The organism is Velazquezella soli, from assembly GCF_977018685.1.
In genome coordinates, this window is the sequence record NZ_CDRNXF010000004.1 from 329,220 (window position 1) to 354,762 (window position 25,543).

Annotated in this window: 25 protein-coding genes; 10 read left to right on the top strand and 15 right to left on the bottom strand. The window is 61.6% G+C overall.

The window, feature by feature from the left end; translation table 11 throughout:
- Window positions 1-5: 5 nt before the first annotated feature.
- The 3 genes from AC0JZ8_RS05270 to AC0JZ8_RS05280 all read right to left on the bottom strand — a co-directional run bounded on the left by AC0JZ8_RS05270 (window position 6) and on the right by AC0JZ8_RS05280 (window position 2,653).
- Window positions 6-1,388, bottom strand: a complete 1,383-nt coding sequence (locus AC0JZ8_RS05270) for a sensor histidine kinase (protein WP_471891976.1) — start codon at window positions 1,386-1,388, stop codon at window positions 6-8.
- Entirely contained in the window at window positions 1,385-2,062 is a 678-nt protein-coding gene (locus tag AC0JZ8_RS05275) for a response regulator transcription factor (protein ID WP_113109268.1), read from the bottom strand. The genes AC0JZ8_RS05270 and AC0JZ8_RS05275 overlap by 4 nt, the downstream gene beginning before the upstream one ends.
- Before the next feature lie 84 nt (window positions 2,063-2,146).
- Window positions 2,147-2,653, bottom strand: coding sequence for a DUF1993 domain-containing protein (locus tag AC0JZ8_RS05280; RefSeq protein WP_430241412.1), 507 nt, complete (start codon window positions 2,651-2,653; stop codon window positions 2,147-2,149).
- Window positions 2,654-2,818: 165 nt separating this feature from the next.
- Here AC0JZ8_RS05280 and AC0JZ8_RS05285 point away from each other — a divergent pair, with 165 nt between their 5' ends.
- The 4 genes from AC0JZ8_RS05285 (at window position 2,819) to AC0JZ8_RS05300 (ending at window position 7,086) form a co-directional block, all read left to right on the top strand.
- Window positions 2,819-3,886 (top strand): ABC transporter substrate-binding protein, encoded by a 1,068-nt coding sequence (locus AC0JZ8_RS05285; RefSeq protein ID WP_471891977.1) that lies wholly within the window; start codon window positions 2,819-2,821, stop codon window positions 3,884-3,886.
- 230 nt (window positions 3,887-4,116) lie between these two features.
- The gene (locus AC0JZ8_RS05290) at window positions 4,117-5,061 is read left to right on the top strand and encodes a Bug family tripartite tricarboxylate transporter substrate binding protein (RefSeq protein ID WP_062454229.1); all 945 of its coding nucleotides are present in this window, start codon (window positions 4,117-4,119) and stop codon (window positions 5,059-5,061) included.
- Window positions 5,058-5,546, top strand: coding sequence for a tripartite tricarboxylate transporter TctB family protein (locus AC0JZ8_RS05295; RefSeq protein ID WP_062454230.1), 489 nt, complete (start codon window positions 5,058-5,060; stop codon window positions 5,544-5,546). Before AC0JZ8_RS05290 ends, AC0JZ8_RS05295 begins: the two co-directional genes overlap by 4 nt.
- A 22-nt stretch (window positions 5,547-5,568) precedes the next feature.
- Window positions 5,569-7,086, top strand: a complete 1,518-nt coding sequence (locus tag AC0JZ8_RS05300; RefSeq protein WP_209902720.1) for a tripartite tricarboxylate transporter permease — start codon at window positions 5,569-5,571, stop codon at window positions 7,084-7,086.
- A gap of 80 nt (window positions 7,087-7,166) precedes the next feature.
- On the opposite strand, the gene AC0JZ8_RS05305 is transcribed toward AC0JZ8_RS05300, so the two are convergent.
- Genes AC0JZ8_RS05305 through AC0JZ8_RS05330 form a run of 6 tightly spaced genes read right to left on the bottom strand, consistent with a single transcriptional unit; the run spans window position 7,167 to window position 12,588 of the window.
- Window positions 7,167-8,099: a glutaminase gene (locus AC0JZ8_RS05305; protein WP_113109265.1), complete on the bottom strand. Its 933-nt coding sequence runs from the start codon at window positions 8,097-8,099 to the stop codon at window positions 7,167-7,169.
- A gap of 3 nt (window positions 8,100-8,102) precedes the next feature.
- Window positions 8,103-8,789 (bottom strand): ABC transporter ATP-binding protein, encoded by a 687-nt coding sequence (locus AC0JZ8_RS05310; protein WP_471893329.1) that lies wholly within the window; start codon window positions 8,787-8,789, stop codon window positions 8,103-8,105.
- The gene (locus AC0JZ8_RS05315) at window positions 8,786-9,535 is read right to left on the bottom strand and encodes an ABC transporter ATP-binding protein (RefSeq protein WP_471891978.1); all 750 of its coding nucleotides are present in this window, start codon (window positions 9,533-9,535) and stop codon (window positions 8,786-8,788) included. The genes AC0JZ8_RS05310 and AC0JZ8_RS05315 overlap by 4 nt, the downstream gene beginning before the upstream one ends.
- A complete protein-coding gene (locus tag AC0JZ8_RS05320; protein WP_471891979.1) occupies window positions 9,528-10,505 on the bottom strand; it encodes a branched-chain amino acid ABC transporter permease in 978 nt (325 codons plus the stop codon). The genes AC0JZ8_RS05315 and AC0JZ8_RS05320 overlap by 8 nt, the downstream gene beginning before the upstream one ends.
- A gap of 13 nt (window positions 10,506-10,518) precedes the next feature.
- Window positions 10,519-11,442, bottom strand: coding sequence for a branched-chain amino acid ABC transporter permease (locus AC0JZ8_RS05325; RefSeq protein WP_471891980.1), 924 nt, complete (start codon window positions 11,440-11,442; stop codon window positions 10,519-10,521).
- 9 nt (window positions 11,443-11,451) lie between these two features.
- The gene (locus tag AC0JZ8_RS05330; RefSeq protein WP_471891981.1) at window positions 11,452-12,588 is read right to left on the bottom strand and encodes an ABC transporter substrate-binding protein; all 1,137 of its coding nucleotides are present in this window, start codon (window positions 12,586-12,588) and stop codon (window positions 11,452-11,454) included.
- Between the two features lie 221 nt (window positions 12,589-12,809).
- On the opposite strand from AC0JZ8_RS05330, the gene AC0JZ8_RS05335 reads away from it, so the two are divergent.
- Complete coding sequence (locus AC0JZ8_RS05335) at window positions 12,810-13,634, top strand: alpha/beta hydrolase (protein WP_471891982.1); 825 nt, start codon at window positions 12,810-12,812, stop codon at window positions 13,632-13,634.
- A gap of 10 nt (window positions 13,635-13,644) precedes the next feature.
- Here the strand turns inward: AC0JZ8_RS05335 and AC0JZ8_RS05340 are convergent, their stop codons facing one another.
- From AC0JZ8_RS05340 to AC0JZ8_RS05355, 4 genes are read right to left on the bottom strand one after another with little or no spacing between them, the layout of a single operon-like run.
- On the bottom strand, window positions 13,645-14,259 hold the full coding sequence (locus tag AC0JZ8_RS05340; RefSeq protein WP_446737906.1) for a winged helix DNA-binding protein: 615 nt from the start codon (window positions 14,257-14,259) through the stop codon (window positions 13,645-13,647).
- A complete protein-coding gene (locus AC0JZ8_RS05345) occupies window positions 14,222-15,205 on the bottom strand; it encodes a TRAP transporter substrate-binding protein (protein WP_471891983.1) in 984 nt (327 codons plus the stop codon). The genes AC0JZ8_RS05340 and AC0JZ8_RS05345 overlap by 38 nt, the downstream gene beginning before the upstream one ends.
- A gap of 20 nt (window positions 15,206-15,225) precedes the next feature.
- The gene (locus AC0JZ8_RS05350; protein WP_471891984.1) at window positions 15,226-16,539 is read right to left on the bottom strand and encodes a TRAP transporter large permease; all 1,314 of its coding nucleotides are present in this window, start codon (window positions 16,537-16,539) and stop codon (window positions 15,226-15,228) included.
- A 3-nt stretch (window positions 16,540-16,542) separates the two neighbouring features.
- Window positions 16,543-17,127 carry a TRAP transporter small permease gene (locus tag AC0JZ8_RS05355; RefSeq protein WP_471891985.1) on the bottom strand — a complete coding sequence of 195 codons (585 nt, stop codon included), beginning with the start codon at window positions 17,125-17,127 and terminating at the stop codon, window positions 16,543-16,545.
- A 197-nt stretch (window positions 17,128-17,324) separates the two neighbouring features.
- On the opposite strand from AC0JZ8_RS05355, the gene AC0JZ8_RS05360 reads away from it, so the two are divergent.
- From AC0JZ8_RS05360 to AC0JZ8_RS05370, 3 genes are all read left to right on the top strand, one after another.
- Complete coding sequence (locus tag AC0JZ8_RS05360; RefSeq protein ID WP_471891986.1) at window positions 17,325-20,951, top strand: hydantoinase B/oxoprolinase family protein; 3,627 nt, start codon at window positions 17,325-17,327, stop codon at window positions 20,949-20,951.
- A gap of 16 nt (window positions 20,952-20,967) precedes the next feature.
- Window positions 20,968-22,179: a TIGR03862 family flavoprotein gene (locus tag AC0JZ8_RS05365; RefSeq protein WP_471893330.1), complete on the top strand. Its 1,212-nt coding sequence runs from the start codon at window positions 20,968-20,970 to the stop codon at window positions 22,177-22,179.
- 67 nt (window positions 22,180-22,246) lie between these two features.
- Window positions 22,247-23,035 carry a YdcF family protein gene (locus tag AC0JZ8_RS05370; protein ID WP_192087729.1) on the top strand — a complete coding sequence of 263 codons (789 nt, stop codon included), beginning with the start codon at window positions 22,247-22,249 and terminating at the stop codon, window positions 23,033-23,035.
- 18 nt (window positions 23,036-23,053) lie between these two features.
- On the opposite strand, the gene AC0JZ8_RS05375 is transcribed toward AC0JZ8_RS05370, so the two are convergent.
- Window positions 23,054-23,518, bottom strand: coding sequence for a hypothetical protein (locus AC0JZ8_RS05375; protein ID WP_092664052.1), 465 nt, complete (start codon window positions 23,516-23,518; stop codon window positions 23,054-23,056).
- A 121-nt stretch (window positions 23,519-23,639) separates the two neighbouring features.
- On the opposite strand from AC0JZ8_RS05375, the gene AC0JZ8_RS05380 reads away from it, so the two are divergent.
- A complete protein-coding gene (locus AC0JZ8_RS05380; RefSeq protein ID WP_062454246.1) occupies window positions 23,640-24,293 on the top strand; it encodes a trimeric intracellular cation channel family protein in 654 nt (217 codons plus the stop codon).
- On the opposite strand, the gene irrA is transcribed toward AC0JZ8_RS05380, so the two are convergent.
- A complete protein-coding gene (irrA, locus tag AC0JZ8_RS05385; protein WP_062454247.1) occupies window positions 24,290-24,706 on the bottom strand; it encodes an iron response transcriptional regulator IrrA in 417 nt (138 codons plus the stop codon). The genes AC0JZ8_RS05380 and irrA overlap by 4 nt on opposite strands.
- Before the next feature lie 306 nt (window positions 24,707-25,012).
- Between irrA and fabA the strand changes: the two genes are divergently transcribed.
- The gene (gene fabA / locus AC0JZ8_RS05390; protein ID WP_062578496.1) at window positions 25,013-25,528 is read left to right on the top strand and encodes a 3-hydroxyacyl-[acyl-carrier-protein] dehydratase FabA; all 516 of its coding nucleotides are present in this window, start codon (window positions 25,013-25,015) and stop codon (window positions 25,526-25,528) included.
- The last annotated feature ends 15 nt before the right edge of the window (window positions 25,529-25,543 follow it).

The window sequence follows — 25,543 nt, forward strand, 5'->3', positions numbered from 1 at the left end:
ACGGTCTATCCCGCCAACGGAAAATCGATCCGGACTTTCAAGCCTGTACCGACTGAGGCATCGTGAAGCGACAGGGCAGCGCCGTGTAGGCGGGCGATCTCTTCGACGATCGGCAGTCCGAGACCGGCGCCGGATGCATCGCCGCGGCCGAGACGGCCGAACCGTTCGAGCACGATAGCTCGCTTCTCGGGCGCGATCCCAGGGCCGTTATCCTCGACCTCGAGCCGGGCCGTCTCGTCACTCCGTTCGATGCGGACGGTGACCTCCGTGCCGGAGCCCGCATGAAGGATCGCGTTGACGATCAGGTTCTTCACCAGTTCTCCGATCAGCAGCGGCTCGACGTTGACCTCAGTTACGCCCTCTCCTTCGAACCCGAGGTCGATGCCACGATCGGCGGCGCCCGGAACATGATCTCCCGTCAGGCCGCGGACGAGATCGGTGAGATCGAGCTTGCGGAATGCTGCCGAGCGTCCGGCCGCATCGATCTTTGCCATCAGCAGCAGTTGCGCAAGGATATGTTCGGCACCGGCGACCGCTTCATCCGCCTTGCGGACTGCGGTCTTTGCCGAGGCCAGATCGTCCGCCCGGTCCGCAAGTGCGAGCTGTGTGCGCACGATTGCGAGCGGCGTGCGAAGCTGGTGGCTGGCATTGCCGGTGAAGTGGCGCAGCGCATTCAACGCGCCTTCGAGCCGCACCATGAACGAATTGACCGTATCGACTAGGCCCTGAACCTCGTTCGGCACTCTTTCACCGATCGGATGCAGATCGTCCGGACTGCGTTCGGCGATCGCTTCGCTGAAGCGATAGAGGGGGCGAAGCGACAGCGTGACGGCGACCCAGACGATCACGGCGGCACCGATGATCATGAAGAGGATTCGCAGCGCCGACCGGATCAGGATGGTGCGCGTCAATTGTTCGCGGGCCATGGTGGTTTCGGCGACGGTGACGACGAAGGGCACAGAGCGAATGCCGGTCGAGGCGGATCTGGCGAGCACCGCCACGCGGATGGGCTCGCCGCGGAAGCTGGCGTTCTCGAACGCCACCGCCTGGCCCTCCCGCCGGGCGACCGATGGCAGGTTCTGGTAGCCGGTGATGAAGGTGCCGGGCGGCCCGTCGACGCGGTAAAACACCCTGTCCTGCGCGGCAGAGGTCAGCATTTCCAGTGCCACATAGGGGATGTCGACCTCGAGCGCACCGTCTTCCGCAACGATCACCCGTTCGGCAATCGCCAAAGCAGATCCCGCAAGCACGCGGTCGGATACTTCGTTCGCCGTATCGAGAGCCTCATCCCATGTGTCGAACATGGCGACGCCACCGATCAGTGCCGTCGAGAGAAGCAGCCACGCGAGAAGGCGGCGGCGGAGCGAATAGGCAGCCGTCGGCGTCATTCCGGAGAGGCCATTTTCTCGAGATAATAACCAATCCCGCGGGCGGTCTTGACGGTCAGGCCGTAGACCGCAAGCCTTTTTCTTAGTCGGCTCACATACTGCTCGATCGCGTTGGACGAGAGGTCGTCGTCGAACCCTGTCAGCGACCGAATGATCGCCTCCTTGGAGACGACTTTTCCGGCGCGCATGAAGAGGAGTTCGAGAAGGGCCACCTCGCGGGCGGGGATATCGAGCGGTACGCCCTGGCTCGAAAAGGTTCGCGACGTCAGATCGAAAGTAACGCCGCCATAGGTGACGACAGAGCTTCGAAGGCCCGCCTGACGGCGAAGGAGAACGCGAATGCGCGCCTCGAACTCCGGCACGTCGAACGGTTTCGTCATGTAATCGTCGGCGCCGAGATCGAGGCCTTTGACCCGCTCTTCCGGCGTGCCGCGGGCGGTGAGGATCATCACCGCCGCGCGGTTCTGGCGGGCGCGCATGGCCTTCAGAACATCGAGACCATCCATTTCGGGAAGGTTCAGGTCGAGGATGACCAGATCGTAGCTTTCGGCCGCGACCGTTGCCTCCGCCGATGTTCCATCGGCCACGAGATCGACCACATAGCCGCTGCCGCGCAAAATCGCGGCAAGGCCCGATGCCAGCGTCTGATTGTCTTCGACAAGAAGGATACGCAAACCGTCATTTCCCCGTTCCTGCTGACTCTTATCGCCGGGACGCGGGGTTGTCACTGGACAGAGCAGCGTCTGCCGATAGCGCGCCTAGCTGCGGCCGAGATAATCGGTCTTGCCGATGGGTACGCCTTTGTGGCGGAGGATCGCGTAGGCGGCGGTGAGATGGAAATAGAAGTTGGGCAGGGCAAACCCGAGAACGTAGTCGGTGGCTGTGAATTTCATCTCGCCGGACCGGGTCTTCAGCACGACCTCGGCCTCGTCGCGACCGGACATGCTGGCGGGAACGACGGTCTTCAGGAAGGCGACCGTCTTGTCGATGCGGGCATGGAGATCGGCGAACGTGACTTCGTTATCCTCCATCGCGACGTTTTCGAGCTGGCCGACGCGCACCGGGACGAACTTGGCCGTGTCGCTGGCGCGCTGGATCTGACCCGTCAGCGGTAGCATGTCCTCGATCAGGCGCGCTGCGAGAAGCTGGCTGTGGGGAATGCCCTTCTCGTCGGCGAAGGCTTCGGCTTTCTTCAGGATCTCGGAGAGATTGGCAAATCCACGGATAAACGCCGGGACGGAGACGTCGTATAGGGAAAGCGACATGGTTGTGACCTCAAAGGGCTGGTGGGGAAATCGCCATTGACAGGTAATAACGGCGACCGGCAATACAACAGGGGAGCGGTAAACCGCGAGCCCTGCATTCCGGACGCCAGTGATGGATTTCCAACGGCTTGCCGCAAGCGCCCGGGTCGGGCATTCTTGCCCGCAATGAAAAAGCTTCTCCTCTGTCTTTGTCTCATCGCTGCGCCGCATCTGGCCGTCGCGGAAGTGCTGATGTTTCCTGCCCTTTCGGGCAACAAGGATGCGCCTGTCCTTACCGTCTATTCGTCGCTGGACGAGCCTCTTGCCAAGCCGATGATCACAGGCTTCCAGTCGTCCAACCCAGATGTGGCGGTGTCCTACGAGGACATGCTGACGGGAGAGATCTACGACAGGATCGTGCGGGAGACCGACGCGGGCCACAAGACAGCAGATTTCGCGTTTTCGTCGGCCATGGATCTCCAGGTCAAGCTTGCCAATGACGGTTACGCCCAGGCGAGCGACCTGCCGATGAGCGGGCGATGGCCCGAGTGGGCGAACTGGCGCAATACGGTTTACGCGCTGACCTTTGAGCCGGCCGTGTTCGTCTACAACAAGCCGAGTTTCAAGAACGAGGCGCCGCCTGCCACCCGCGCCGAGTTCATCGCGTTTCTGGCGCGCCAGGGTGACCAGGTGCATGGCCGCATCGGCACCTACGATATCGAACGCTCCGGTGTCGGCTTCCTGTTCATGTCGCGCGACCAGGAACAGTTCGGGGACATCTGGTCGGTGGTGCGGGCGATGGGCGAAGCGGGCGTCAAACTCTATTCGACAAGCGGCGCCATCCTCGAGAGGGTGGCGGATGGCCGTTTCCTGATGGGTTACAATATCGTCGGTTCCTACGCCGCCGACTGGGCCTCACGGAACCCGAATGTCGGGATCGTCCTGCCGAAGGACTATACGGTGGTCATGTCGCGTATCGGGCTGGTGCCGCAAGCCGCTCAACGTGCCGATCTCGGAAAGCGCTACCTCGAATTCTTCATGTCGAAGGAGGGCCAGACGATTATGGCCCGCGAACTGCAGATCCCGGCCGTCAGTCCCGAAGTGTCCGGCAACAACACCGCAACGACGATGCGCGAGATGCTGGGTGGCCAATTGAAGCCGGTGCCCGTCAGCCTCGGGCTGATGGTCTATCTCGATCAGGTGAAACGGGCGCGGCTGATCTCGAAATGGAACGAGGTCTTGCGCCAGCAGTGATCAATTCTGGCGATTTTGAGGCATTTACCCTTGTCAAACAAACGCAGTCAGGGAAATGTCAGGTAGATGTCAGCTTGTTATGCTGCCTTAGAACCATTCGAGACCCGTTCGGAGGCGGACTCGATCGGTGACGGGAGGAGATCAACGGACGGCACCAGTCCGCTCAAATCGATCCTACCGTTGCGCCATCAAAGATTTCGTCCAAAAGGACGTCAACGGAGGACATACCCTTGAAACATTTTCTCATCGCATCTTTCCTCGCGGGCGCAGTCGCCTTCCCGGCCGTAGCGGCTGACTATTCGGTCATGGCACCGGCAGCGCCGGGCGGCGGCTGGGACCAGACGGCCCGCACCATGCAGGTCGCCCTGCAGCAGGAGAAGATCTCCAACCGCGTCCAGGTCATGAACGTACCCGGCGCCGGCGGCACGATCGGCATCGCCCAGTTCGCCAGCCAGCAGAAGGGCAACCCGAACGCTCTGATGGTTGGCGGTTACGTCATGGTCGGCGCAATCCTCACCAACAAGTCGCCGGTAACCCTGAAGGACGTCACACCGATCGCACGTCTCACCGGCGAATACGAAGTGATCGTCGTCCCGACCTCTTCCGACATCAAGACGATGGCGGATCTGGTCACCAAGCTGAAGGCTGATCCGGGTTCCGTATCCTGGGGTGGCGGTTCGGCTGGCGGCACCGACCATATCGGCGCTGGCCTCATCGCCAAGGCTGCCGGTGTAGACCCGACAAAGATCAACTACATCGCGTTTTCCGGTGGCGGCGAAGCGCTTGCCGCGATCCTGGGCAGCCAGGTGACGGCCGGCATTTCGTCCTACGGCGAATTCGAATCGCAGATCAAGGCCGGCTCGCTGCGCCTGCTGGGCATTTCGTCCGACAAGAAGATCGACGGCATCGATGCCCCGACGCTGAAGGAATCCGGTCTCGACGTCGTGCTGCAGAACTGGCGCATGGTTGCCGCTGCTCCCGGCATTTCCGACGAGCAGAAGAAGACCATCACTGCCGACATCGAGAAGCTGGTAAAGTCCAAGACCTGGCAGGATAACCTGAAGACCAAGGGCTGGATGGACACCTACCTCTCCGGTCCGGCCTTCGATGAGCAGCTCGCCAAGGATATCGCTGCGACGGAAACCATCCTGAAGGACATCGGACTGGTCAAATGAGTTCTGAAAACACGACTACCGAACAGCGCCGCCCTGATTGGGCGGCGCTTGCCATTGCAGCCGTACTCGCGATCGTCGCCGCCGTCATCTTCATCGATGTGTCGCGGCTGACGAGTACGACTGGCTACTCGCCTGTCGGCCCCGCCTCCGTGCCCTACTGGATCGCTTTCGGCCTGATCGGCCTTGCCATCTGGACGGTCTTTGCGGCATTCCGTCGGGATTTCCCCGCGCGCGAACGGCAGGAATTCGGTCCCGTCGCCTGGGTTGTCGCCGGGCTTCTCGCCCAGATGATCCTGATCCGGTTCGTCGGGTTCTCGATTGCGACGGGCCTGCTTTTCGCTTTCGCCGCACGCGGCTTCGGTGCCCGTCGGCTGCATATCAGCATTCCGATCGGCATCGCGATCTGTCTCGCCATCTGGTACCTGTTTGCGGGCGTCCTGCAGCTTTCCCTTCCCGCCGGTCCGCTGGAAAACCTGCTCCTTTAACTTGGAGCCAGAGAGTTAATCCATGAGCACTTTCGAATTCCTTCTTCAGGGTCTGGCCTCTGCCGCAGAGCCGATGAACCTGTTTTACGCGCTCGTCGGCGTAACGCTCGGCACGATGGTCGGCGTGCTGCCCGGCATCGGCCCGGCAACCACCGTCGCGCTGCTTCTGCCCGTTACCTACCAGCTGGATGCGACCGGCTCGCTGATCATGTTTGCCGGCATCTATTACGGCGGCATGTACGGGGGATCGACGACCTCGATCCTTCTCAACACGCCAGGCGAAAGCGCCTCGATCGTGACCGCGCTCGAGGGCAACAAGATGGCCCGCGCAGGACGCGGGGGGCCAGCGCTTGCAACAGCTGCGATCGGTTCCTTCGTTGCCGGCCTGATCGCCACGCTCGCGCTCGCCTTCGTTGCACCCTATATCGTCAAGCTGGCGCTGGTGTTCGGTCCGCGCGAATATTTCGCGCTGATGGTTCTCGCCTTCGTCACAGTCTCCTCGGCTTTCGGAAACTCGACGCTGCGTGGCCTGACATCTCTGTTCATCGGCCTTGCTTTGTCGCTTGTCGGCATCGATCAGCTGACCGGCCAGAACCGCCTCTCCTTCGGCGTACCTGACCTTCTCGACGGCATCGAGGTCACGACCATGGCGGTTGCCATGTTTGCGATCGGCGAGACGCTGTTTATCGCAGCCCAGGGTGCCCAGGCACCCGACAAGGTGGAAGCGATCAAGGGCTCGGTCTGGATGACCGGCCAGGACTGGGCGCGTTCGTGGAAAGCCTGGTTGCGCGGTACCGTCATCGGCTTCCCGATCGGCGCGATGCCGGCCGGTGGTGCAGAAATCGGCACCTTCCTCTCCTATGCGACCGAAAAGCGTCTTTCCAAGCATCCTGAAGAGTTCGGCAATGGTGCGATCGAAGGTGTTGCCGGTCCGGAAGCTGCCAACAACGCATCCGCCGCCGGTACGCTCGTGCCGCTTCTGACGCTTGGTCTTCCGACGTCGGCGACCGCTGCCATCATGCTGGCCGGTTTCCAGCAATACGGCCTTCAGCCGGGCCCGCTGCTGTTTGTCACCAACCCGCAGCTGGTCTGGGGTCTGATTGCTTCGCTTCTCATCGCCAACCTGATGCTGCTGGTGTTGAACCTGCCGCTGGTCGGTCTGTGGGTCAAGCTGCTGACGATCCCGAAGCCTTGGCTCTATGCCGGCATTCTCGTGTTTGCGACGCTTGGCACGATCGGCGCCAATCCGTCGGTGTTCGAGCTTGGCATGCTGCTCGTCTTCGGTCTCGTCGCCTACATCATGCGCGTGTTCGACTATCCGATCGCGCCCGTGATCGTCGGCCTGATCCTTGGACCGCTGGCCGAGCAGCAGTTGCGCCGTGCCTTGTCGATCAGCCAGGGCGACGTGACGGTGCTGTTCACCTCGCCGATCGCTGCAGGCCTGCTGCTCGTGGCAGCGGCTGCCCTGATCGTACCGCTGGTGCTGCGCATGCGCGGACGCGGCAACGTGCTGAACCAGATGGCAGCCAGCGAAGACTGAGGACCTCAGCCTTCCCCCAACGAAACAAGCCCGGTCTTCCGAAAGGAGGCCGGGCTTTCTGTTTTGAAGGGAGTGTTGTGTCAGTGCCCGAACACGGACCAACCGGTTTCATCCGCCAGCATTTCGAGCGCCAGCGAACCGACCAGCGAATTGCCGTTCTGATTGAGACCCGGAGACCAGACGGCCATTGATGCGCGTCCCGGCGCCACGGCCATGATGCCGCCGCCGACACCACTCTTGCCGGGAAGTCCGACCCGATAAGCGAACTCGCCGGAGCCGTCATAGTGGCCGCAGGTCAGCATGAGGGCATTGATGCGCCGTGCCCGCTGGCTTGAGACCACGGTGTGCCCGGTCATCGGGTTGCGGCCATTGGCGGCGAGGAATAGACCGGCCCGCGCCAGCTGGGTGCAAGTCATGGAGATGGCGCAGTGGTGGAAATAGACGCCGAGCACATGCTCGACCGGATGCGAGAGCTTGTTGAAAGAGCGCATGAAATTGGCAAGCGCAAAATTTCGGTAGCCGGTCGCTTCCTCGGATTTCGCAACCGACGGGTCGATCGCGATCGTTTCGTCATCCGCCAGATAGCGGACGAAGCGCAGGATCTCCCCGATCGCCTCGCGCGGCGTATGGCCAGCAAGAACGAGATCGCTGACGGCAATCGCGCCGGCATTGATGAAGGGGTTGCGGGGCTTTCCGGCCTCCTGTTCGAGCTGGACAATGGAGTTGAAGGGAGAGCCCGACGGCTCCCGACCGACCCGGTTCCAGGTGGTTTCGCCATGCTTGCCGAGCGCCAGCGTCAGCGTGAAAACCTTCGACACGCTCTGGATCGAGAAAGGTTCGGCGCAATCTCCGGCGCTATGGACCTTGCCGTCGACCGTGACGACAGCCATGCCGAACTTGCGCGGGTCGACATGGGCGAGCTGGGGAATGTAGTCGGCCACCTTGCCCTCGCCCAGCCGGCTCTGCAGCTTGGCGTGGATCCGGTCGACGATGGTTTGCAGATCGTCCGTCATTGCTCACACTCCGAGATATCGATCCTGCAACCCTGGTGTCAGATCGGCTGGGGCGCCGATCCAGACGCTTCTGCCGTTTTCGAGGATGACGCACCGGTCGGCAACCGGCAAGAGCTCGGACAGCGTCTTGTCGACCAGGAGAATGGACAGGCCCTTCGTCTTCAACTGGCGCAACGCCTTCCAGATATCCTGGCGGATGACAGGTGCAAGCCCCTCCGTCGCCTCGTCGAGGATCAGCAGCCGCGGATTGGTCATCAGCGCGCGTCCGATCGCCAGCATCTGCTGCTCGCCGCCGGAGAGCGATCTGGCTATCTGCGCATGCCGTTCCTCCAGACGGGGAAACAGGGCATTGATCTCTGAGACGGTCCATTCACCGGGTCTTGCGGCGGCGACCAGGTTTTCGTGAACGGTGAGGTTCGGGAAACAGCGGCGTCCCTCGGGCACAAGTCCGACGCCCAGCCGCGCCACCTTGTAGGGTGCCAGCTTCCCGGTGTCCTTACCATCGAAGACGATGCGGCCGGTTTTCGGGCTCAAGAGATTGCAGATCGACTTGATGGTCGTGGACTTGCCCATGCCGTTGCGGCCCATCAGCGCCACGACCTCGCCTTCCGCCACCGCAAATTCGACGCCGAACAGCGCCTGGCTGCTGCCGTAGTACGTCGCGATATCCTTGACATCGAGCAGCATCAGGCGTGATCCCCCAGGTAGGCGGTACGGACCGCCGGATCGCGCCTTATATCCTCAACCGTGCCGGTTGCGATGATGCGGCCGTAGACCAGAACCGAAATCCGGTCGGCCAGCGCGAAGACGGCATCCATATCGTGTTCCACGAGCAAGATCGGGGCTTCCTGGCGCAGCGTATCGAGAAAGCCTGTTAGCCGTTTCGAACCTTCCGGTCCCATCCCTGCCATCGGCTCGTCGAGAAGCAGAGCCTTGGATTGCAATGCGAGCGCCATGGCGATCTCCAGCTGGCGACGCTCGCCGTGGGAAAGCTCGGCCGCCGGCAGCCTCGCCCGATCGGAGAGGCCCACGCGCTCGAGGATCGCCATTGCAGGATCGATCAGCGATCTGTCGCGCATGACAGGTCGGAAGACGCCGAAACTCGACCCCTGCCTTGCCTGCACCGCCAGCATGACGTTTCGCAATGCGGAAAACTCTGGTGCCAGCGACGACACCTGAAATGTGCGACCGAGCCCGCGTCGGGCGCGGGCGGCAGCACTCAGTGCGCCGATGTCTTGCCCGGCGAGGCGGATCGTGCCGCTGTCCTGCCTAAGCGTGCCGCAGATCTGGTGGATCAGGGTTGATTTACCCGCACCGTTAGGGCCGATCAGTGCGTGGATTTCGCCGGGCTTCAGGTCGAGCGTGATGCCGTCGGTGGCACGAAGCGCTCCGAAGCTCTTGACGAGATTGTCTATCTCAAGGACCGGCTCAACCATGTTTGGTCTTTCCGGCAAGCAGGCCGAGCAATCCGCCGCGGGCAAACAGAACCACGCCGAGAAGGATGAGGCCAAGGAAGAACTGCCAGCGTTCGGTAAGGCCGCCCAGAGCGAACTCGAACGCCACATAAAGCGCTGCCCCTGCTAGCGGCCCGAAAAGCCTGCCGGTGCCGCCGAGAATGATCAGCACGATCAGTTCGCCCGACATGTGCCAGGTGAGCATGGATGGGCTGACGAAGCGGTTGAGATCCGCATAGAGCGCGCCGGCAAGGGCTGTGATCATGGCCGAGATGACGAAGCCCGCGAGCCGGATGCGGTAGGGGTCTATGCCGAGGGCGGCGACGCGGATCTCGTTCTGGCGGGTGGCAACCAGAGCCGCACCGAAACGCGACGCGCGGATCAGCGCGAACAGGCCGATGCCGGCCAAAAGCACAACGTAAGCGACAAAGAAGAAATTCAGCGGGCGCATCGTGTTGGTGCCCGGAAACTGATTGCGCACCGCGATCGAAAGCCCGTCCTCGCCACCATAGGCAGGCCAGGATATCGCGAAATAATAGACCATCTGCGCGAAGGCGAGCGTGATCATTATGAAATAGACGCCCGAGGTCCTGAGGCTGAGCGCCCCGATGGCGAGCGCCACCACACCGGCTGCGATGACCGCGACAAGCCAGATGATCGGCATCTGCGCCGTGCCTGAGAGATCGAACAGAAGCGGTTCGCCTGATAGCGCGTGGCTCGCAAGAATGCCGGCGGCATAGCCTCCGATGCCGAAAAAGGCCGCGTGGCCGAACGAAACCATACCGCCGAGGCCAAGCGCAAGATTGAGGCCGAGGGCTGCCAAAGCAAGGATAGCGATCCGCGTTGCAAGGGTTATGTAGAACGGCTGGCCGAGCGCGCTCGCGATCAAGGGGACAGCGAGCAGCAGCACAGCCAGCGTGAGATTGACTGCGTTTTCGCGGGTCAGCACCATCGTTGAACGGCTTTCATGCATGGGCTGGCGGAAACAGGCCGCGAGGTTTTACCGACAGGATGACCGCCATGACCACATAGATCAGCATCGATGCCGCAGCGCCGCCGATCATGCCCGCCTGGGACGGGTCCATGAACAGAGCCAACAATTGCGGCAGAAGAAGCCGGCCGAGCGTATCGGTGATGCCGACGAGCAGCGCGCCAACGAGCGCACCCTTGATCGAACCGATGCCGCCGATGACAATCACCACGAAGGCGAGGATGAGCACCGGTTCGCCCATGCCGACCTGGACCGATTGCAGCGGGCCGACGATTGCGCCAGCAAGTCCCGCCAGAGCGGAGCCCAGTGCAAAGACCAGCGTATAGAGCGTGCGGATATCGACGCCGAGCGCGCCGATCATCTCTCGGTCGCTTTCGCCGGCCCTTATGCGCATGCCGAGCCGGGTCTTGCCGATCAGCAGATAAAGGCCGAGTGCCACCAAGGCACCGACGGCGATGATCGCCAGGCGATAGACCGGATAGGTTGCATCCCCCGGCAGAGCGACCGCGCCCTGCAGCAGCGGCGGAATATCGAGGTAAAGCGGGAATGAACCGAACAGCCAGCGTGTGCCCTCGGAAAAGATCAGGATCAGCGCGAAAGTCGCCAGAACCTGATCGAGATGGTCGCGATCATAGAGCCTGCGGATGACCAGGAGTTCGACGATGGCACCGGCCGCCGCCGCACAGGCGAGGCTGGCGACGAGGCCGAGCCAGAACGACCCGGTCAATGCTGCAACGGCTGCGCAGGCGAAGGCGCCGACCATATAGAGCGAGCCGTGGGCGAGATTGATCAGGCCCATGACGCCGAAGATCAGCGTCAGCCCGGCAGACATGAGAAACAACATGACGCCGAGCTGGATGCCGTTCAGCAGCTGCTCGAGAGCAAGCGAGATGGTCACATGCTTCCCTTAGATCTTGCAGTCTTTGGCGTAGGCATCGCCATGATCGGCAAAGATCTTCTCGACCGTCTTGTTGGTCAAAACGCCGTCCTTCTTCACCACTTCCGTCAGGTAGATATCCTGGATCGGATGCTGGTTGGTGTTGAACTTGAACTTTCCACGCGGCGACTGGATGTCGGCTTTCAGAAGTTCGGCGCGGAAAGCCTCGGTATCCTTGACGTCTGCCTTGGCGGCGGCCGACGCGATGAGCTGACCGGCATCATAGGCCTGGAGCGCATAGATGGACGGCAGGCGATTGTATTCGGCCTTGAAGTCGGTGACGAATTTGCGGCTGACGTCGGTATCGAAATCCGGAGCCCACTGCCCCGATGCCTTGGCGCCGAGCGCCGCATCGCCGATCGCCGGCAACACATCCTGGCTGAAGGAGAAGCCCGGGCCCATGACCGGGATCTTCACACCCGACTGGGCAAACTGCTTCATGAAGGAAATGCCCATGCCGCCCGGCAGGAAGACGAAGATGCCGTCTGCACCCGATGCCCGCATCTGGGCGATTTCGGCAGCGTAATCGGTCTGGCCAACCTTGGTATAGACCTCGCCCGCGAGCTCGCCCTTGTAATAGCGCTTGAAGCCGGTCAGCGAATCCTTGCCGGCCGGATAGTTCGGCGCCAGGATGAACATCTTCTTGTAGGACTTGTTGGCATATTTGCCGACAGCTTCGTGAAGATTGTCGTTCTGATAGGCAGCATTGAAATACAGTTTGTTGCAGCCGGCACCGGCAAGCGCTGCGGGTGCTGCGTTGGTCGAGACGTAGAACTTGTCCTGCGCGACTGCGCCAGGCACGACGGCCATCAGCAGGTTCGACCAGACGATGCCGGTGAGCAGGTCGACATTGTCGCTCTGGATCATCTTGTCGGCGATCTGCACGGCGAGTTCCGGCTTCTGCGCATCATCCTCGGTAACGACGGTGATATCCTTGTTGCCGGACTGCTTGATGGCCAGCATGAAGCCGTCGCGCGTATCGACGCCGAGGCCTGCACCGCCGCCGGATAGCGTAGTGATCATGCCGATCTTGAGCGGCTCGGCGATGGCCAGACCGGATGCGCCGAGGCCGAGTGCCATCGTGGCGGCTGCCAGGATTTTCTTCATCGTCATTCTCCCCTTTTTTATCCCCTGCTCCGCCAATCCGTCGATGGCGGTGAAACCGTTACCTTCCACATTCGCCGGCAAACTTCCACCGCGTGCAAGCGCAAAAAGCATCACAAAGCAAACTATGCCGACGAGGAGAAGTCTTGGAACAGCAAGGCAGGCTTTCCAGCGACATCGGGGGCGGGTTATGACGCTTGTCGGATCGAACAGGAGACAATCACATGCGCCACGGGATCATCGACTGGGACGACGCCTATGCCAATGGCCCGAACATTCCAAAGGGCGATCGTTGGCCTGCGGCCTGGGTGGAACCGGCAAGGCTGTACCGCGAAACGCTCGCGGCAGAAGGACGTGCGAAGCTCGACATTGCCTATGGCGACAAGCCGCGCAACCGGTTCGATCTCTTGCTGCCCGCGGGAAAGCCGGCAGGCCTCGTCGTCTATGTCCATGGCGGCTTCTGGATCGCGCTCGACAACAGCTACTGGTCGCATTTTGCCCATGGCGCTCTGGAAAGCGGATATGCGGTGGCTCTGCCGGCCTATACGCTTGCGCCGGAAAACCGGATCGCTGAAATCACCCGCGAGATCGGTGAGGCGATCACGGCAGCGGCAGAGCTGGTGGAGGGGCCGATCCGGCTTGCCGGGCATTCGGTCGGCGGGCATCTGGTGACGCGGATGATCACCACCACATCGCCGCTTGCAGAGACCGTCCGCGACCGCATCGTCAACACGGTGTCGATCTCAGGCGTGCATGACCTTCGCCCGATCATGAGGACGAAGATGAACGAGAAGCAGCAGATCGATCCTGACGAGGCGCAGCTGGAAAGCCCGGCCTTGCTGGAACCCCTCCCGAACACGCGCCTCACCTGCTGGGTGGGCGGCAACGAACGCTCGGAATTCCTTCGCCAGAACGCGCTGCTCGCCAATATCTGGAAGGGTCTGGGGGCAGAGACCGAAGCGGTCGAAGAGCCGGACCGAAACCATTTCACAGTGCTGGACGGGCTATCCGATCCGCAGCATCCGCTGACGAGGGCGCTTCTGTCCTAGCGTTTTGTCGCTAGAGAGACGCCGCGCCGCGGGCGGCCTGATCGTAATGGCCGGACAGGGCGCGAAGGCGGGCTGCGACATCCGACAGGGAGTCGGCGGATACTTCGGTTGCCAGCACTGATTTGACGAGCAGGCTTTCACGCATCGCCTTGTAGCGGGCGCAGGCGGCAGCACCCGCTTCCGTCACCATGACCAGCTTTTCCTTGCCGCGTCTGCCGGACTTGATCAGCTTCAGCCGTTCCAGCTTTTTCAGCGCGTAGGTCACCACATGCGTGTCTTCGATATTGAGGACGAGCGCGATATCGGCCAGCGTTTTCGGCTTGTTGCGGCTGTTGACGTTGTGGAGGACGAGGATGTCGACGGTCGAAAGGTCGGGCACGCCGGATGCCGCCATGCAGCGCACCATCCAGCGGCTGAACGCATGATTGAGCATGGTGAGGCCGAACTCGATTTCGGACAGAGCCGGCAGCGCGCCGCTTGCCAGGTGCTCCGAAGAAACGATCGGGCCAACAGTGTCTATCGGTTCGGACATGAGCTTCTCCGGAATGAGAGGGCGCCGCGGCACGATTGCCGCGGCGCTTCCGAAATCACATCTTCTTGTAGGCGTCCAGAATGGCGGCGCCATCTGCGCCGGCTTTCTTCGACCAATCCTCGGTCAGCTTGGCGCCGATTTCGGAAAGACCGGTCTTCAGTTCGGCGCTTGGTTCCAGAACCTGCATGCCGTTCTTCTTCAGCGTTTCCATGTAGGACGCCGTCTTTTCGGCGGCCATCGACCAGCCGCGGGTTTCTGCAGCCGCAGCCGCATCCGTCACGGCTTTCTGCGTGGCGGCGTCGAGGGCTGCGAACGCAGCCTTGTTGACGAAGATGACGTTCTTCGGGATCCAGGCCTGGGTGTCATAGTAGTGGGTCAGCGATTCCCAGATCTTGCTGTCGACGCCCGTGGCGCTGGAGGTCATCAAGCCATCGACGACACTGGTTGCCAGAGCCTGCGGCAGTTCGGCGGCCTGGACGGTGACCGGCTGGGCGCCGACCAGTTCCGCAATACGCGACGTGCCGACATTATACGCGCGCCACTTCAGACCCTTCAGGTCGGCAACGGTGTTGACGTCCTTCTTGGTGAAGAGGCCCTGTGGCGGCCATGGCATGGTGTAGAGGAGCTTCAGGCCCTGCTTGTCGAGCGCCTGTTCGATAGCGGGCTTCGAGGCCGTGTAAAGCTTCTTGGACTGTTCGAAGCTTGTGGCGAGGAACGGCACGACGTCGATCCCGAAGACCGGGTTTTCGTTTTCGTGCAGCGACAGCAGCACTTCGCCCGCCTGCGCCTGGCCGGTCTGGACCGCGCGCTTGATATCGGGGGCCTTGAAGAGGGAGGCATTCGGATGAACGGTGATCTTCAGCTCACCTTTGGTGGCCGCATCGATGTCCTTGGCGAACTGGTTGAGGTTCTCGACATGGTAGTTGGTCGGCGGATAGGCAGATGGCAGGACCCAGTTGGCTGCGAAAGACGATGCTGTGGATGCGAGGAGCGCGGCTGCGGCAATGCCGAGGCGGGCGAGTTTTCCAGTGACCTTCATTTTCAGTTCCCTCTTTGTAATTAACCCGGGAATGCCATTTTCGGCAGAACCATCACGATTTCCGGGAAAACCGTAATGATGGCGACGGTCGCCACAAGCAGGAAAAAGAATGGCAGCGAGGCTTTTGCCACCGTCAGGCTATCGCGCCCGCTCATCGTCTGCAGGACGAAGAGATTGAACCCGACCGGGGGCGAGACCTCCGCCATCTCGACGATCAGCACCAGGAAGATGCCGAACCAGACGAGGTCGAAGCCGGCCTGCTCAATCATCGGCAGAACGACAACCGTCGTGAGGACGATCATCGAAAGCCCATCGAGTGCCGCGCCGAGCAGAATATACATGATCGTCAGCACGGCGATCAGCGCGTAAGGGCTGAGGTTGAAGCTATCGACCCAGGCAGCCAGCGCGTTCGGAATTCCGGTATATCCCATGGCGATCGACATAAAGCCGGCACCTGTCAGGATCAGCATGATCATGCAGGTGAGACGTGTCGCGCCCATGACGCTGTCCCAGAAGGACTTCCAGCTGAGCGTTTTCGACCAGGCGGCAATGGCGAGCGAGCCGGCCACACCCCAGGCCGCACATTCCGTCGCCGTGGCCCAGCCGAGCAACAGCGTTGCGAAGACGAGGATGATCAGGAGGCTGACCGGAATGAGGTTCGCCGATTCCTTGAGTTTCTCCTTGAAGCTCATCTTCGGCGGTGCAGGCGGCTGCTTGTCGGGGTTGAGCAGCGACCAAATGGCGATATAGCCGCAATAGAGGACCATCACGATCAGGCTCGGCAGGAAGCCGGCGAGGAAGATCTGGATGATCGAGACGTTGGCGGCGACCGCATAGACGACCATGGTGATCGACGGCGGAATGAGAATGCCGAGCGTGCCGGCACCGGCCAGCGAGCCGAGGCTGACCATTTCGTCGTAGCCGCGCTTCTTCAATTCCGGCAGGGCAATCTTGGCGATCATCGCCGTGGTTGCAGCCGAGGAACCGGAGATCGAGCCGAACAGGCCGCATCCGAGAACGTTGACATGCATGAGCCTACCCGGCAGCCAGCCGAGCCAGGGTGCCAAACCCCTAAACATCTCTTCGGACAGCTTTGTCCTGAACAGGATTTCACCCATCCAGACGAACAGCGGCAGTGCCGCCAGCGACCAGGACGCGCCATTGCTCCAGGAGTTGGTGGCCAGCACCGCGCCAAACGGGATGCCCGGCACGAAAAGCATGGCAATCAGGCCGCAGATCAGCAGCGAGATGCCGATCCAGACGCCGCCGGCGAGAAGCGCCAGCAGCGCGACGAGGACGACGCCGGCGATTTCAACGAGTTCAATCGTTCCCATGCTTCAGGCCCCGCTCTGCATTGCGCGTTCAATCACTTCTTCGGCGGTTTCGGCAGGCAACTTTTCGTAGCGCGGCGACCCACCGAAAAGCACGTGCAGAAGCTCGTCCGTCATGGCGACAGCCAGGATGATCAGGCCGCCGGAAAAACCCATCTGCGGGATCCACAGCGGCATGGCGATGACGCCTTGGGCGAGATCGTTAAAACGCCACGAGGTGACGTTCATGTCGAAAGCGTACCAGGCGAAATAGATGGCAGCGGCGGATCCCACCAGCAGCGCAAAAATCTCGACCATCTGGCGAGTGCGGCCGGTGAACCTTTCCACCAGCAAGCCGACGCGGATCATTTCGCCGGAGCGGAATGTATGGGCGAGACCAAGGAAGGCAGACGCCGCCATTGCCCAGGATGCGAAATCGTCGCCGGCCGGAACGTCTATCCCAAGCGGGCGACCTGCGGAAAGCGCGAGCATGATGAGGAAGATCGCAATCAGGAAAAGCCCGGCCAGCCAGCCGGACACGAGGTACAAACCGTCCAACCCTTTACGGAGCCATTCGGGGAAGATGCTGTGGCGTGGATCAACGGTGGACACAGTTTGCCCTCCGCACAAGAATGCGTAGATCGCTCATATGGCTTCCCCTCGGTTGCCTTTGCGGCGCGGCTCTTCTGGCCACTTTGCCTGTTATAAAGGCATGATGCCGTACTGGGCATTTTCCTGTCAATCGATCATTGACGTTTTATCGACGAAATGTTCTCGTGGCCTCAAATCGATCGTTACGGGGGCATTGCATGGCGCAGGACAAGTGGGATTTCTGGATCGACCGCGGCGGTACATTTACCGATATCGTTGGGCGCAAGCCGGATGGGACACTTGTGGCCCACAAGGTCCTTTCGGAAAATCCCGAAGCCTATCGCGATGCTGCCGTGCAGGGCATTCGCGAGTTGCTGCAGGTCGAAGCTGGGCAACCTATTCCGGCCGAACTGGTCGGCGCTGTTAAAATGGGAACGACCGTCGCCACCAATGCGCTGCTGGAGCGCAAGGGCGAGCGGACGCTGCTCGTGACCACGCGCGGCTTCAAGGATGCGCTGGCAATCGGTTATCAGGCCCGAACCGACATTTTTGCCAAGAAGATCGTCAAGCCCGAACTGCTCTATACCGCGGCCGTGGAAGTCGACGAGCGCGTTCGTGCCGACGGAGAAGTCGAGGCTGAGCCGGACGAGGCGACGGTGCGCGCGGACCTTCAGGCGCAGTTCGATGCGGGCTACCGTGCGATCGCTATCGTCTTTATGCATGCCTATCGTTATCCGGCTCATGAACAGCTCGTTGCAACGATCGGCCGTGAGATCGGCTTTGCTCAGGTCTCGGTCAGCCATGAGGTTTCGCCACTGATCAAGCTGGTCGGCCGCGGCGACACGACCGTCGTTGACGCCTATCTCTCACCGATCCTGCGCCGTTACGTCGATCAGGTGGCGAGCGAGCTTGGCACGGATGCGGAGACTGCCGGTTCTGAGGGACCCCAGCTGATGTTCATGCAGTCGTCTGGGGGCCTTACCGCGGCACGACTGTTTCAGGGCAAGGACGCAATCCTGTCAGGCCCGGCCGGCGGCGTCGTTGGCGCGGTCGAAACCTCGCGACTTGCCGGGTTCGACAGAATGGTCGGCTTCGACATGGGCGGCACGTCCACCGATGTTTCGCACTATGACGGAGAGCTTGAACGTTCGTTCGAGACCGAAGTCGCTGGCGTGCGGATGCGCGCGCCGATGATGTCGATCCACACGGTCGCGGCCGGCGGGGGCTCTATCCTGCATTTCGAAAACGGTCGGTTCCGCGTCGGCCCGGATTCCGCCGGCGCCAATCCCGGCCCGAAAGCCTATCGCCGCGGCGGCCCGCTCACCGTCACCGATGCGAACGTGATGCTGGGCAAGCTTTCACCGGAGCTCTTCCCTAGGATTTTCGGGCCCAACCGCGACGAGCCGCTGGATGCCGCCGCCGTGCGAAAAGCCTTCGAAGAGATGGCGACGGTGGTCGGCGATGGCCGAACGCCGGAACAGGTGGCGGATGGTTTCCTTGCCATCGCGGTCGAGAACATGGCCAATGCCGTCAAGAAGATCAGCGTGCAGCGCGGCTACGACGTTACGCATTATGCGCTGACCTGCTTTGGTGGCGCCGGCGGTCAGCATGCCTGCCTGACAGCGGACGCGCTCGGTATCTCGACGGTCCTGATCCATCCGTTTTCCGGCATCCTGTCCGCCTACGGGATGGGTCTTGCCGATATCCGCGCCACCCGCCAACGGACGGTTTCGCGGCCGCTTTCCGAAGCATTGGCGTCGCTCGACCCGGTACGCGACGAACTTTCCGCCAGCGTGCTCGCCGAAATGGGTTCGCAGGGCGTGGATCGAGCGCAGACCGAGGTGCTACACCGTGCTCATCTTCGCTATCAGGGAACGGATACGACCCTCTCGGTCGCGGTGACAGAGGCCGCCGAGATGACGGCAGCGTTCGAGACTGTCCACCGGAAGCAGTTCGGCTTTATCTTCGAAAACCGCGAGATCATCTTCGAGGCCTACGAGGTCGAGGCGATCGGCGGTGGTGCCGATGCATCGGAACCTGAGTTTGCGCTGGACGACGCGGCCCCAACGGCTGCGGAGCACACGCGGTTCTATTCCACGGGCGCATGGCGCGAGGCACCTGTCTATCGCCGCGCCGACATCAATCCCGGTGCGCGCGCGAGCGGTCCCTGCCTGATCGTCGAGCCGCACCAGACAATCGTGATCGAGGATGGCTGGGCATTCGAAGTGACCCGGCTCAACCACGTCGTCCTGAAGCGTATCGTCGAGCTCTCACGTGCCAAGGCTGTCGGCACCCAGGCCGATCCCGTTCTGCTCGAGGTCTTCAACAACCTGTTCATGTCGATTGCCGAGCAGATGGGCGTGACGCTGCAGAACACGGCGTCCTCCGTCAACATCAAGGAACGACTGGATTTCTCCTGCGCCGTGTTCGACGAGAACGGCGCTCTGGTCGCCAATGCACCGCATATGCCGGTTCATCTCGGATCGATGGACCGCTCCGTCGAAAGCATCATTGCGCAGAACCAGGGCAAGATCCGTCCCGGCGACGTCTTCGCGTTGAACGCGCCCTACAATGGCGGAACGCATCTGCCCGATATTACCGTGGTGACACCGGTGTTCGATGACGCGGGTGAGAAAATCCTGTTCTACGTCGCGTCGCGCGGTCACCATGCCGATGTCGGCGGCACAGCGCCGGGATCGATGACGCCGCTGGCGACGACCGTCGACGAGGAAGGCGTGCTGTTCGACAACGTGCTTCTGGTTGACCGCGGCCGGTTCGACGAGGCGGGCATCACCAACCTCCTGTCCGACCATCCCTACCCGGCCCGCAACGTTGCACAGAACGTCGCGGACCTCAGGGCGCAGATCGCGGCCAACGAAAAGGGCGTTTACGAAATGCGTCGGATGATCGCGCAGTTCGGGCTCGATGTCGTGCAGGCCTATATGGGCCACGTCCAGGACAATGCGGAAGAAAGCGTCCGCCGCGTTCTGGAAAAGCTCGGTGATGCGGAGTTTTCCTACGCGACCGACCAGGGCAGCACGATCAAGGTCAAGATCACCATCGACAGGCAAAAGCGCGAGGCGACGGTCGATTTTACCGGCACCAGCGAGCAGAAAAAGAACAATTTCAACGCGCCCGAGCCTGTGACGCGCGCGGCGGTTCTTTACGTGTTCCGCGTGATGGTGGAGAGCTCAATCCCGATGAATGCTGGGTGCCTGAAGCCTATCCGCATCATCGTGCCTGATGGTTCGATGCTCAAGCCGCAATATCCGGCAGCGGTCGTTGCCGGAAATGTCGAGACGTCGCAGCACGTGACGAATGCTCTGTTCGGCGCGCTGGGTGCGATCGCAGCAAGCCAAGGCACGATGAACAACCTGACCTTCGGCAACGCCACCTACCAGTATTACGAGACGCTGTGCTCCGGTTCGCCGGCCGGCCGGTTCAACGACGGTAGCGGCTTTGCCGGCACCGACGCTGTCCATGTGCACATGACCAACTCGCGTCTCACAGATCCGGAAATCCTGGAGACGCGCTATCCGGTGCTGCTCGAAGATTTCCACATCCGCGACAATTCCGGCGGGCAGGGGCAGTTTGCGGCAGGCGACGGCACGAAGCGGACGATCCGGTTTCTCGAAACGATGGATTGCGCCATCCTCTCCTCGCATCGGACGCTCCACGCGCACGGCCTTGACGGCGGCGGAGAGGGAGAGCTTGGCATCACCACCATGCGCAGGCTCGACGGCTCGATCGAGACACTTCCGGGCTGTGCCCAGACGGTGATCGAGGCGGGCGAAGCGGTGACGGTAACAACGCCGACGGCCGGGGGCTATGGCAAAACGCCGTAATCTGCCGTAACCGGAGATCATGACTAGACAGGTTGCGATCATAGGCGGCGGGCCGGCGGGACTGATGGCGGCGGAGCATCTTTCCGCCGCAGGGTTTTCCGTGACCGTTTACGAGGCGATGCCGACCTTCGGGCGGAAGTTTCTGCTGGCCGGAAAATCCGGGCTCAATATCACCCATGCGGAGGATTTTGGCCGGTTTTCCGGTCGTTTCAGCTCGTCTTCGTCGCGGATGCAACCGGCGCTCGACGCGTTCACGCCATCGAATGTTCGCGCCTGGGCACAGGAGCTCGGAACGGAAACATTCGTCGGAACGTCGGGCCGGGTTTTTCCGGTTGCCATGAAAGCATCGCCACTGCTGCGCGCTTGGCTTGCCCGACTAGGCAACCAGGGCGTCGTGCTGAAGACGCGCCATCGCTGGACGGGGTTCGAAGGCGGCGGTTTCAGGTTTGAAACTGTTGATGGCGACCTTCTCATCCGCCCGGATGCGGTCATTCTGGCGCTTGGTGGCGCAAGCTGGCCACGGCTGGGTTCGGATGCGGCATGGGTGCCGTGGCTGAAGGCCGAGGGGATTGCGATATCGGAGTTCCAGGCGGCCAATTGCGGGTTCGACGTTAAGTGGAGCGACGTGTTCGTCGAGCGTTTTGCCGGCGCGCCGCTCAAATCCGTCTCGACGCGATCGGATGCGGGCACGTATCAGGGCGAGTTCGTGATTTCGAAACACGGGATCGAAGGCAGCCTTGTCTATGCGCATTCGGCAGTCCTGCGTGAGTTGATCAACAGGGATGGCCAGGCGGTGCTTGATGTCGACCTCGTGCCGGGCCGCAGCTTTGAGCGTCTCGTGCGCGACCTCTCGCGGCAGGATGCGAAAGCGAGCTTTTCCAACCGGCTGCGCAAGGGTGCAGGCCTCGACGGTGTCAAGGCGGCCTTGCTGCGCGAGCTGATACCGGATGTGAACCGGATGCCGCCGGAGGATCTGGCGCGGGCGATCAAGGCGCTGCCGATCCCGCTGCTGCGTCCTCGCCCGATTGCGGAAGCGATCTCCTCGGCCGGTGGCATCGCCTGGGACGAGCTCGATAGCGGCTTCATGCTGGAGCGGCGTCCGGGTCTGTTCGCGGCCGGCGAAATGCTGGACTGGGAAGCGCCGACCGGCGGCTATCTTTTGACTGCCTGCTTTGCCACGGGTCTTGCCGCAGCGCGCGGCGTTGAAGCCTATCTCAAGACAGAGTGACTGCTGCTGCGTTCACCATCGGCCCGCGACAGGATAGACTGGCCGGGACTCAAACAGACGACGGTCCATGTTTTTCATTTCCAAGCTGATCTGGCTGCTCGCGCAGCCGCTTTCCATCGCCTTCCTGCTTTCGGCGCTTGCCGCTCTCTTCGCGTTTTTCGGCCTGCGGAAGCTTTCCGGCATCTCGGCACTTCTGAGTGCGCTCACCCTGTTCGTCACGCTCTATACGACGGCGGGCGCATTGGCGCTGCAGTCTCTCGAGGCTCGCTACGCCAAGCCGGCAACCGATCCTGCAGACCTCTCCTGCATGATCATTCTCGGCGGTGCATTCGAGAGCGAGGTGACGGCCGCACGGGGTGGCATCGAGTTCAACCAGGCGGCGGACCGGTTTATCGAGGCGGGTCGGCTGGCGCTGCAATTTCCGCAGTCGCGCATCCTGATTTCCGGCGGCGACGGATCGTTCAGTGGGGTCTATGAAGGCGAAGCGCAGGCGTCCGAACGGTTTTTCACGGCCTTCGGCATAGCAGCGGACCGGGTGGTGAAGGAAAACACATCGCGCACCACCTACGAGAATACGCTCAATACAGCTGAAATTCTGAAGCAGCGTGGCTTCAGCGATTGCGCGCTGATCACCTCGGCCTTCCACATGCCCCGTTCCGTCGCCCTGTTTCAGAAGGCGGGAATAGCGGTCCGGCCTTGGCCCACCGACTTTCGCACCAGCGGCATCGTATCCGCCAAGCTGGATTTCACCCAGCCGGCGCTCAATACGCAGCTGACGGCGACGGCCGCGCGGGAGTGGATGGCCGTTCTCGGCTATAGGTTCGCGGGCCGTATCGACAGCATCAAGGCGCCCTGATCCCTGAAGGGGCCGCGATTACTGTTTCGAGATCGTCACGAAACGGCCGCCGCGGACGCGGACCCGCATGACGCAGGGCGCGGCATCGGTGCGCTCGCAGAACCGCGGATGCATCTGCAGCATGAACACCATGTTGCCGAAATACTGGACGAAATCGTAGCCGTAGATCTGGGCGGTGGCGATCATGATATAGCCGCCCTCCTTCGCCTGGACGTAGAAGTTCTGCGGGCAGCCATCTGCATTGCATTTGGGGCCGCGAACGCCGTCGCACGTCAGGTCGCTGTGATCGGTGACGACGTCCGTTATGCCATCATTGTTGATGTCGAAACGTTTGACGAAGCCCGGACCGAACTCGACTTTTCCGCAGGTTTTCTGGAAATGGCTCTTTTCCGTGACTTCCGGATCGCTGAACAGTTTCTGCTGGGCTGACGCGAACGTCGGCAGCAGGACGAGAGCGACCAGAAGTATCAAGACCTTATTCACCGCACCTACCCATATTCTCAAATCATCTGTTCATGACATCATCGGACCTGACCGGAGATGCCGTTGCCGTTGTTAGCGTGATCATCTAGAGCAATGCACTTGCGCGACGCTGGAGAATGGAATGTCCCTGCTGATGATCCTCGATTATGCCGGCATCGCGGTGTTTGCCGCAACCGGTGCGCTTGCGGCATCAAGAAAGGAGCTCGATCTCATCGGGTTTTTGTTCTTTGCAGCCGTGACCGGGCTCGGCGGCGGCACGGTGCGTGACATCATTCTTGGCCGTACCCCGGTCTTCTGGGTTCTCGACCCGACCTATATCCTGATCTGCGTCGTAACCGGCGTTCTCGTCTACCTGACGGCACACCGGGTCGAATGGCGCTATCGCCTGCTGATCTGGCTCGATGCGGTGGGCCTTGCCGCTTACACCGTGCTGGGTGCGGCCAAGGGCCTGGCCGCGACCGGATCACCCACGATCGCGATCATCACCGGCGCGCTGACGGCGGCATTCGGCGGGATCCTGCGCGATCTTCTCGCAAACGAGCCTTCCGTGCTGCTACGCTCGGAAATCTATATCACGGCCGCGATCGCCGGCGCGGCCGCGTTCACGGCGGCACAAGCGCTCGGTTTTCCGCAATATGTCAGTTCAGGCTTTGGGGTATGTGTCGCCTTCGCCTTGCGGGGCGGCGCGATCCATTACGGCTGGACGCTGCCACGCTACAAGTCACGTCCGGGGCGACCGGCAGACGAGGCGATCAAGGGCAAGGCCAAGGATTAGCCGCGCTTTTCGCGCAGCCGGATGATGACGTCGACATGGGCGATTTCCATGCCCTCGGGCGCATCCGGGAGATTGCCGATTTCGAGATTGCTGATCGGGATATCCAAAACCTCGTTGCGCCCTTCGACAAAGAAGTGATGGTGATCGGAAATATTGGTGTCGAAATAGGTGCGTGCGCTCTCCACCGCGAGAACGCGGATGAGGCCTGCCTCGGTAAACTGGTGGAGGGTATTATAGACGGTTGCGAGCGAGACCGGCACGCCGGCTTCCGTGGCTTCCGCGTGCAGTTCCTCGACCGTCAGGTGCCGATCACCCTTTGCAAACAACAGATCCGCCAACGCGACACGCTGCCTCGTCGGTCGAAGGCCGCAATGGCGCAATCTAATCTCGATGTTCGGCATGGCATCCGCCATATGTGCTTCGGCTCCAACCGTTTTGTCACACGGGATCTAATCTGATTTCCGATATAACTTTTAAGATGAATTCTTTCAATAGTGTCCCTTAGCACGTCCTTCCGCGGTCGGCAAAAACGCTAATTTTCGGTGTTTTACCACTGGTTTGCGCTCTCCGCTTCCTATATGCGGACCTGAATGCGATGCTTCCGCAGCTGCAGTCTTCCCCAGACAGCACCTGTGTTGTCATGGCAAGACTTCAATTTCGGCCCATCTTGCTCTAAAGCTTGGGAAACAAAAGCTTCAAACGGGGGGAAACGGAAATTCATGTCCACCAGACAGTCCAGCTTCAGCTACGAAGAAATCCTCGCTTGCGCCCACGGTGATCTGTTTGGTCCCGGCAATGCGCAGCTGCCGTTGCCGCCCATGCTGATGGTCCACCGGATCACGGAGATCTCGGAAACCGGCGGCGCCTTCGACAAGGGTTACATCCGGGCTGAATACGACGTGCGTCCGGACGACTGGTATTTCCCCTGCCATTTCGAAGGCAACCCGATTATGCCGGGCTGCCTTGGCCTTGACGGCATGTGGCAGCTGACCGGCTTCTTCCTGGGCTGGCTGGGTGAACCCGGCCGCGGCATGGCGCTTTCGACCGGCGAAGTGAAGTTCAAGGGCATGATCCGCCCGGACACCAAGCTTCTGGAATACGGCATCGACTTCAAGCGCGTCATGAGGGGTCGCCTCGTGCTGGGCACCGCCGACGGCTGGCTGAAGGCCGATGGCGAGACCATCTATCAGGCGACGGACCTCCGCGTGGGTCTGTCCAAGGAAAAGACCGCCTGAACTGCTTGAAAAGCG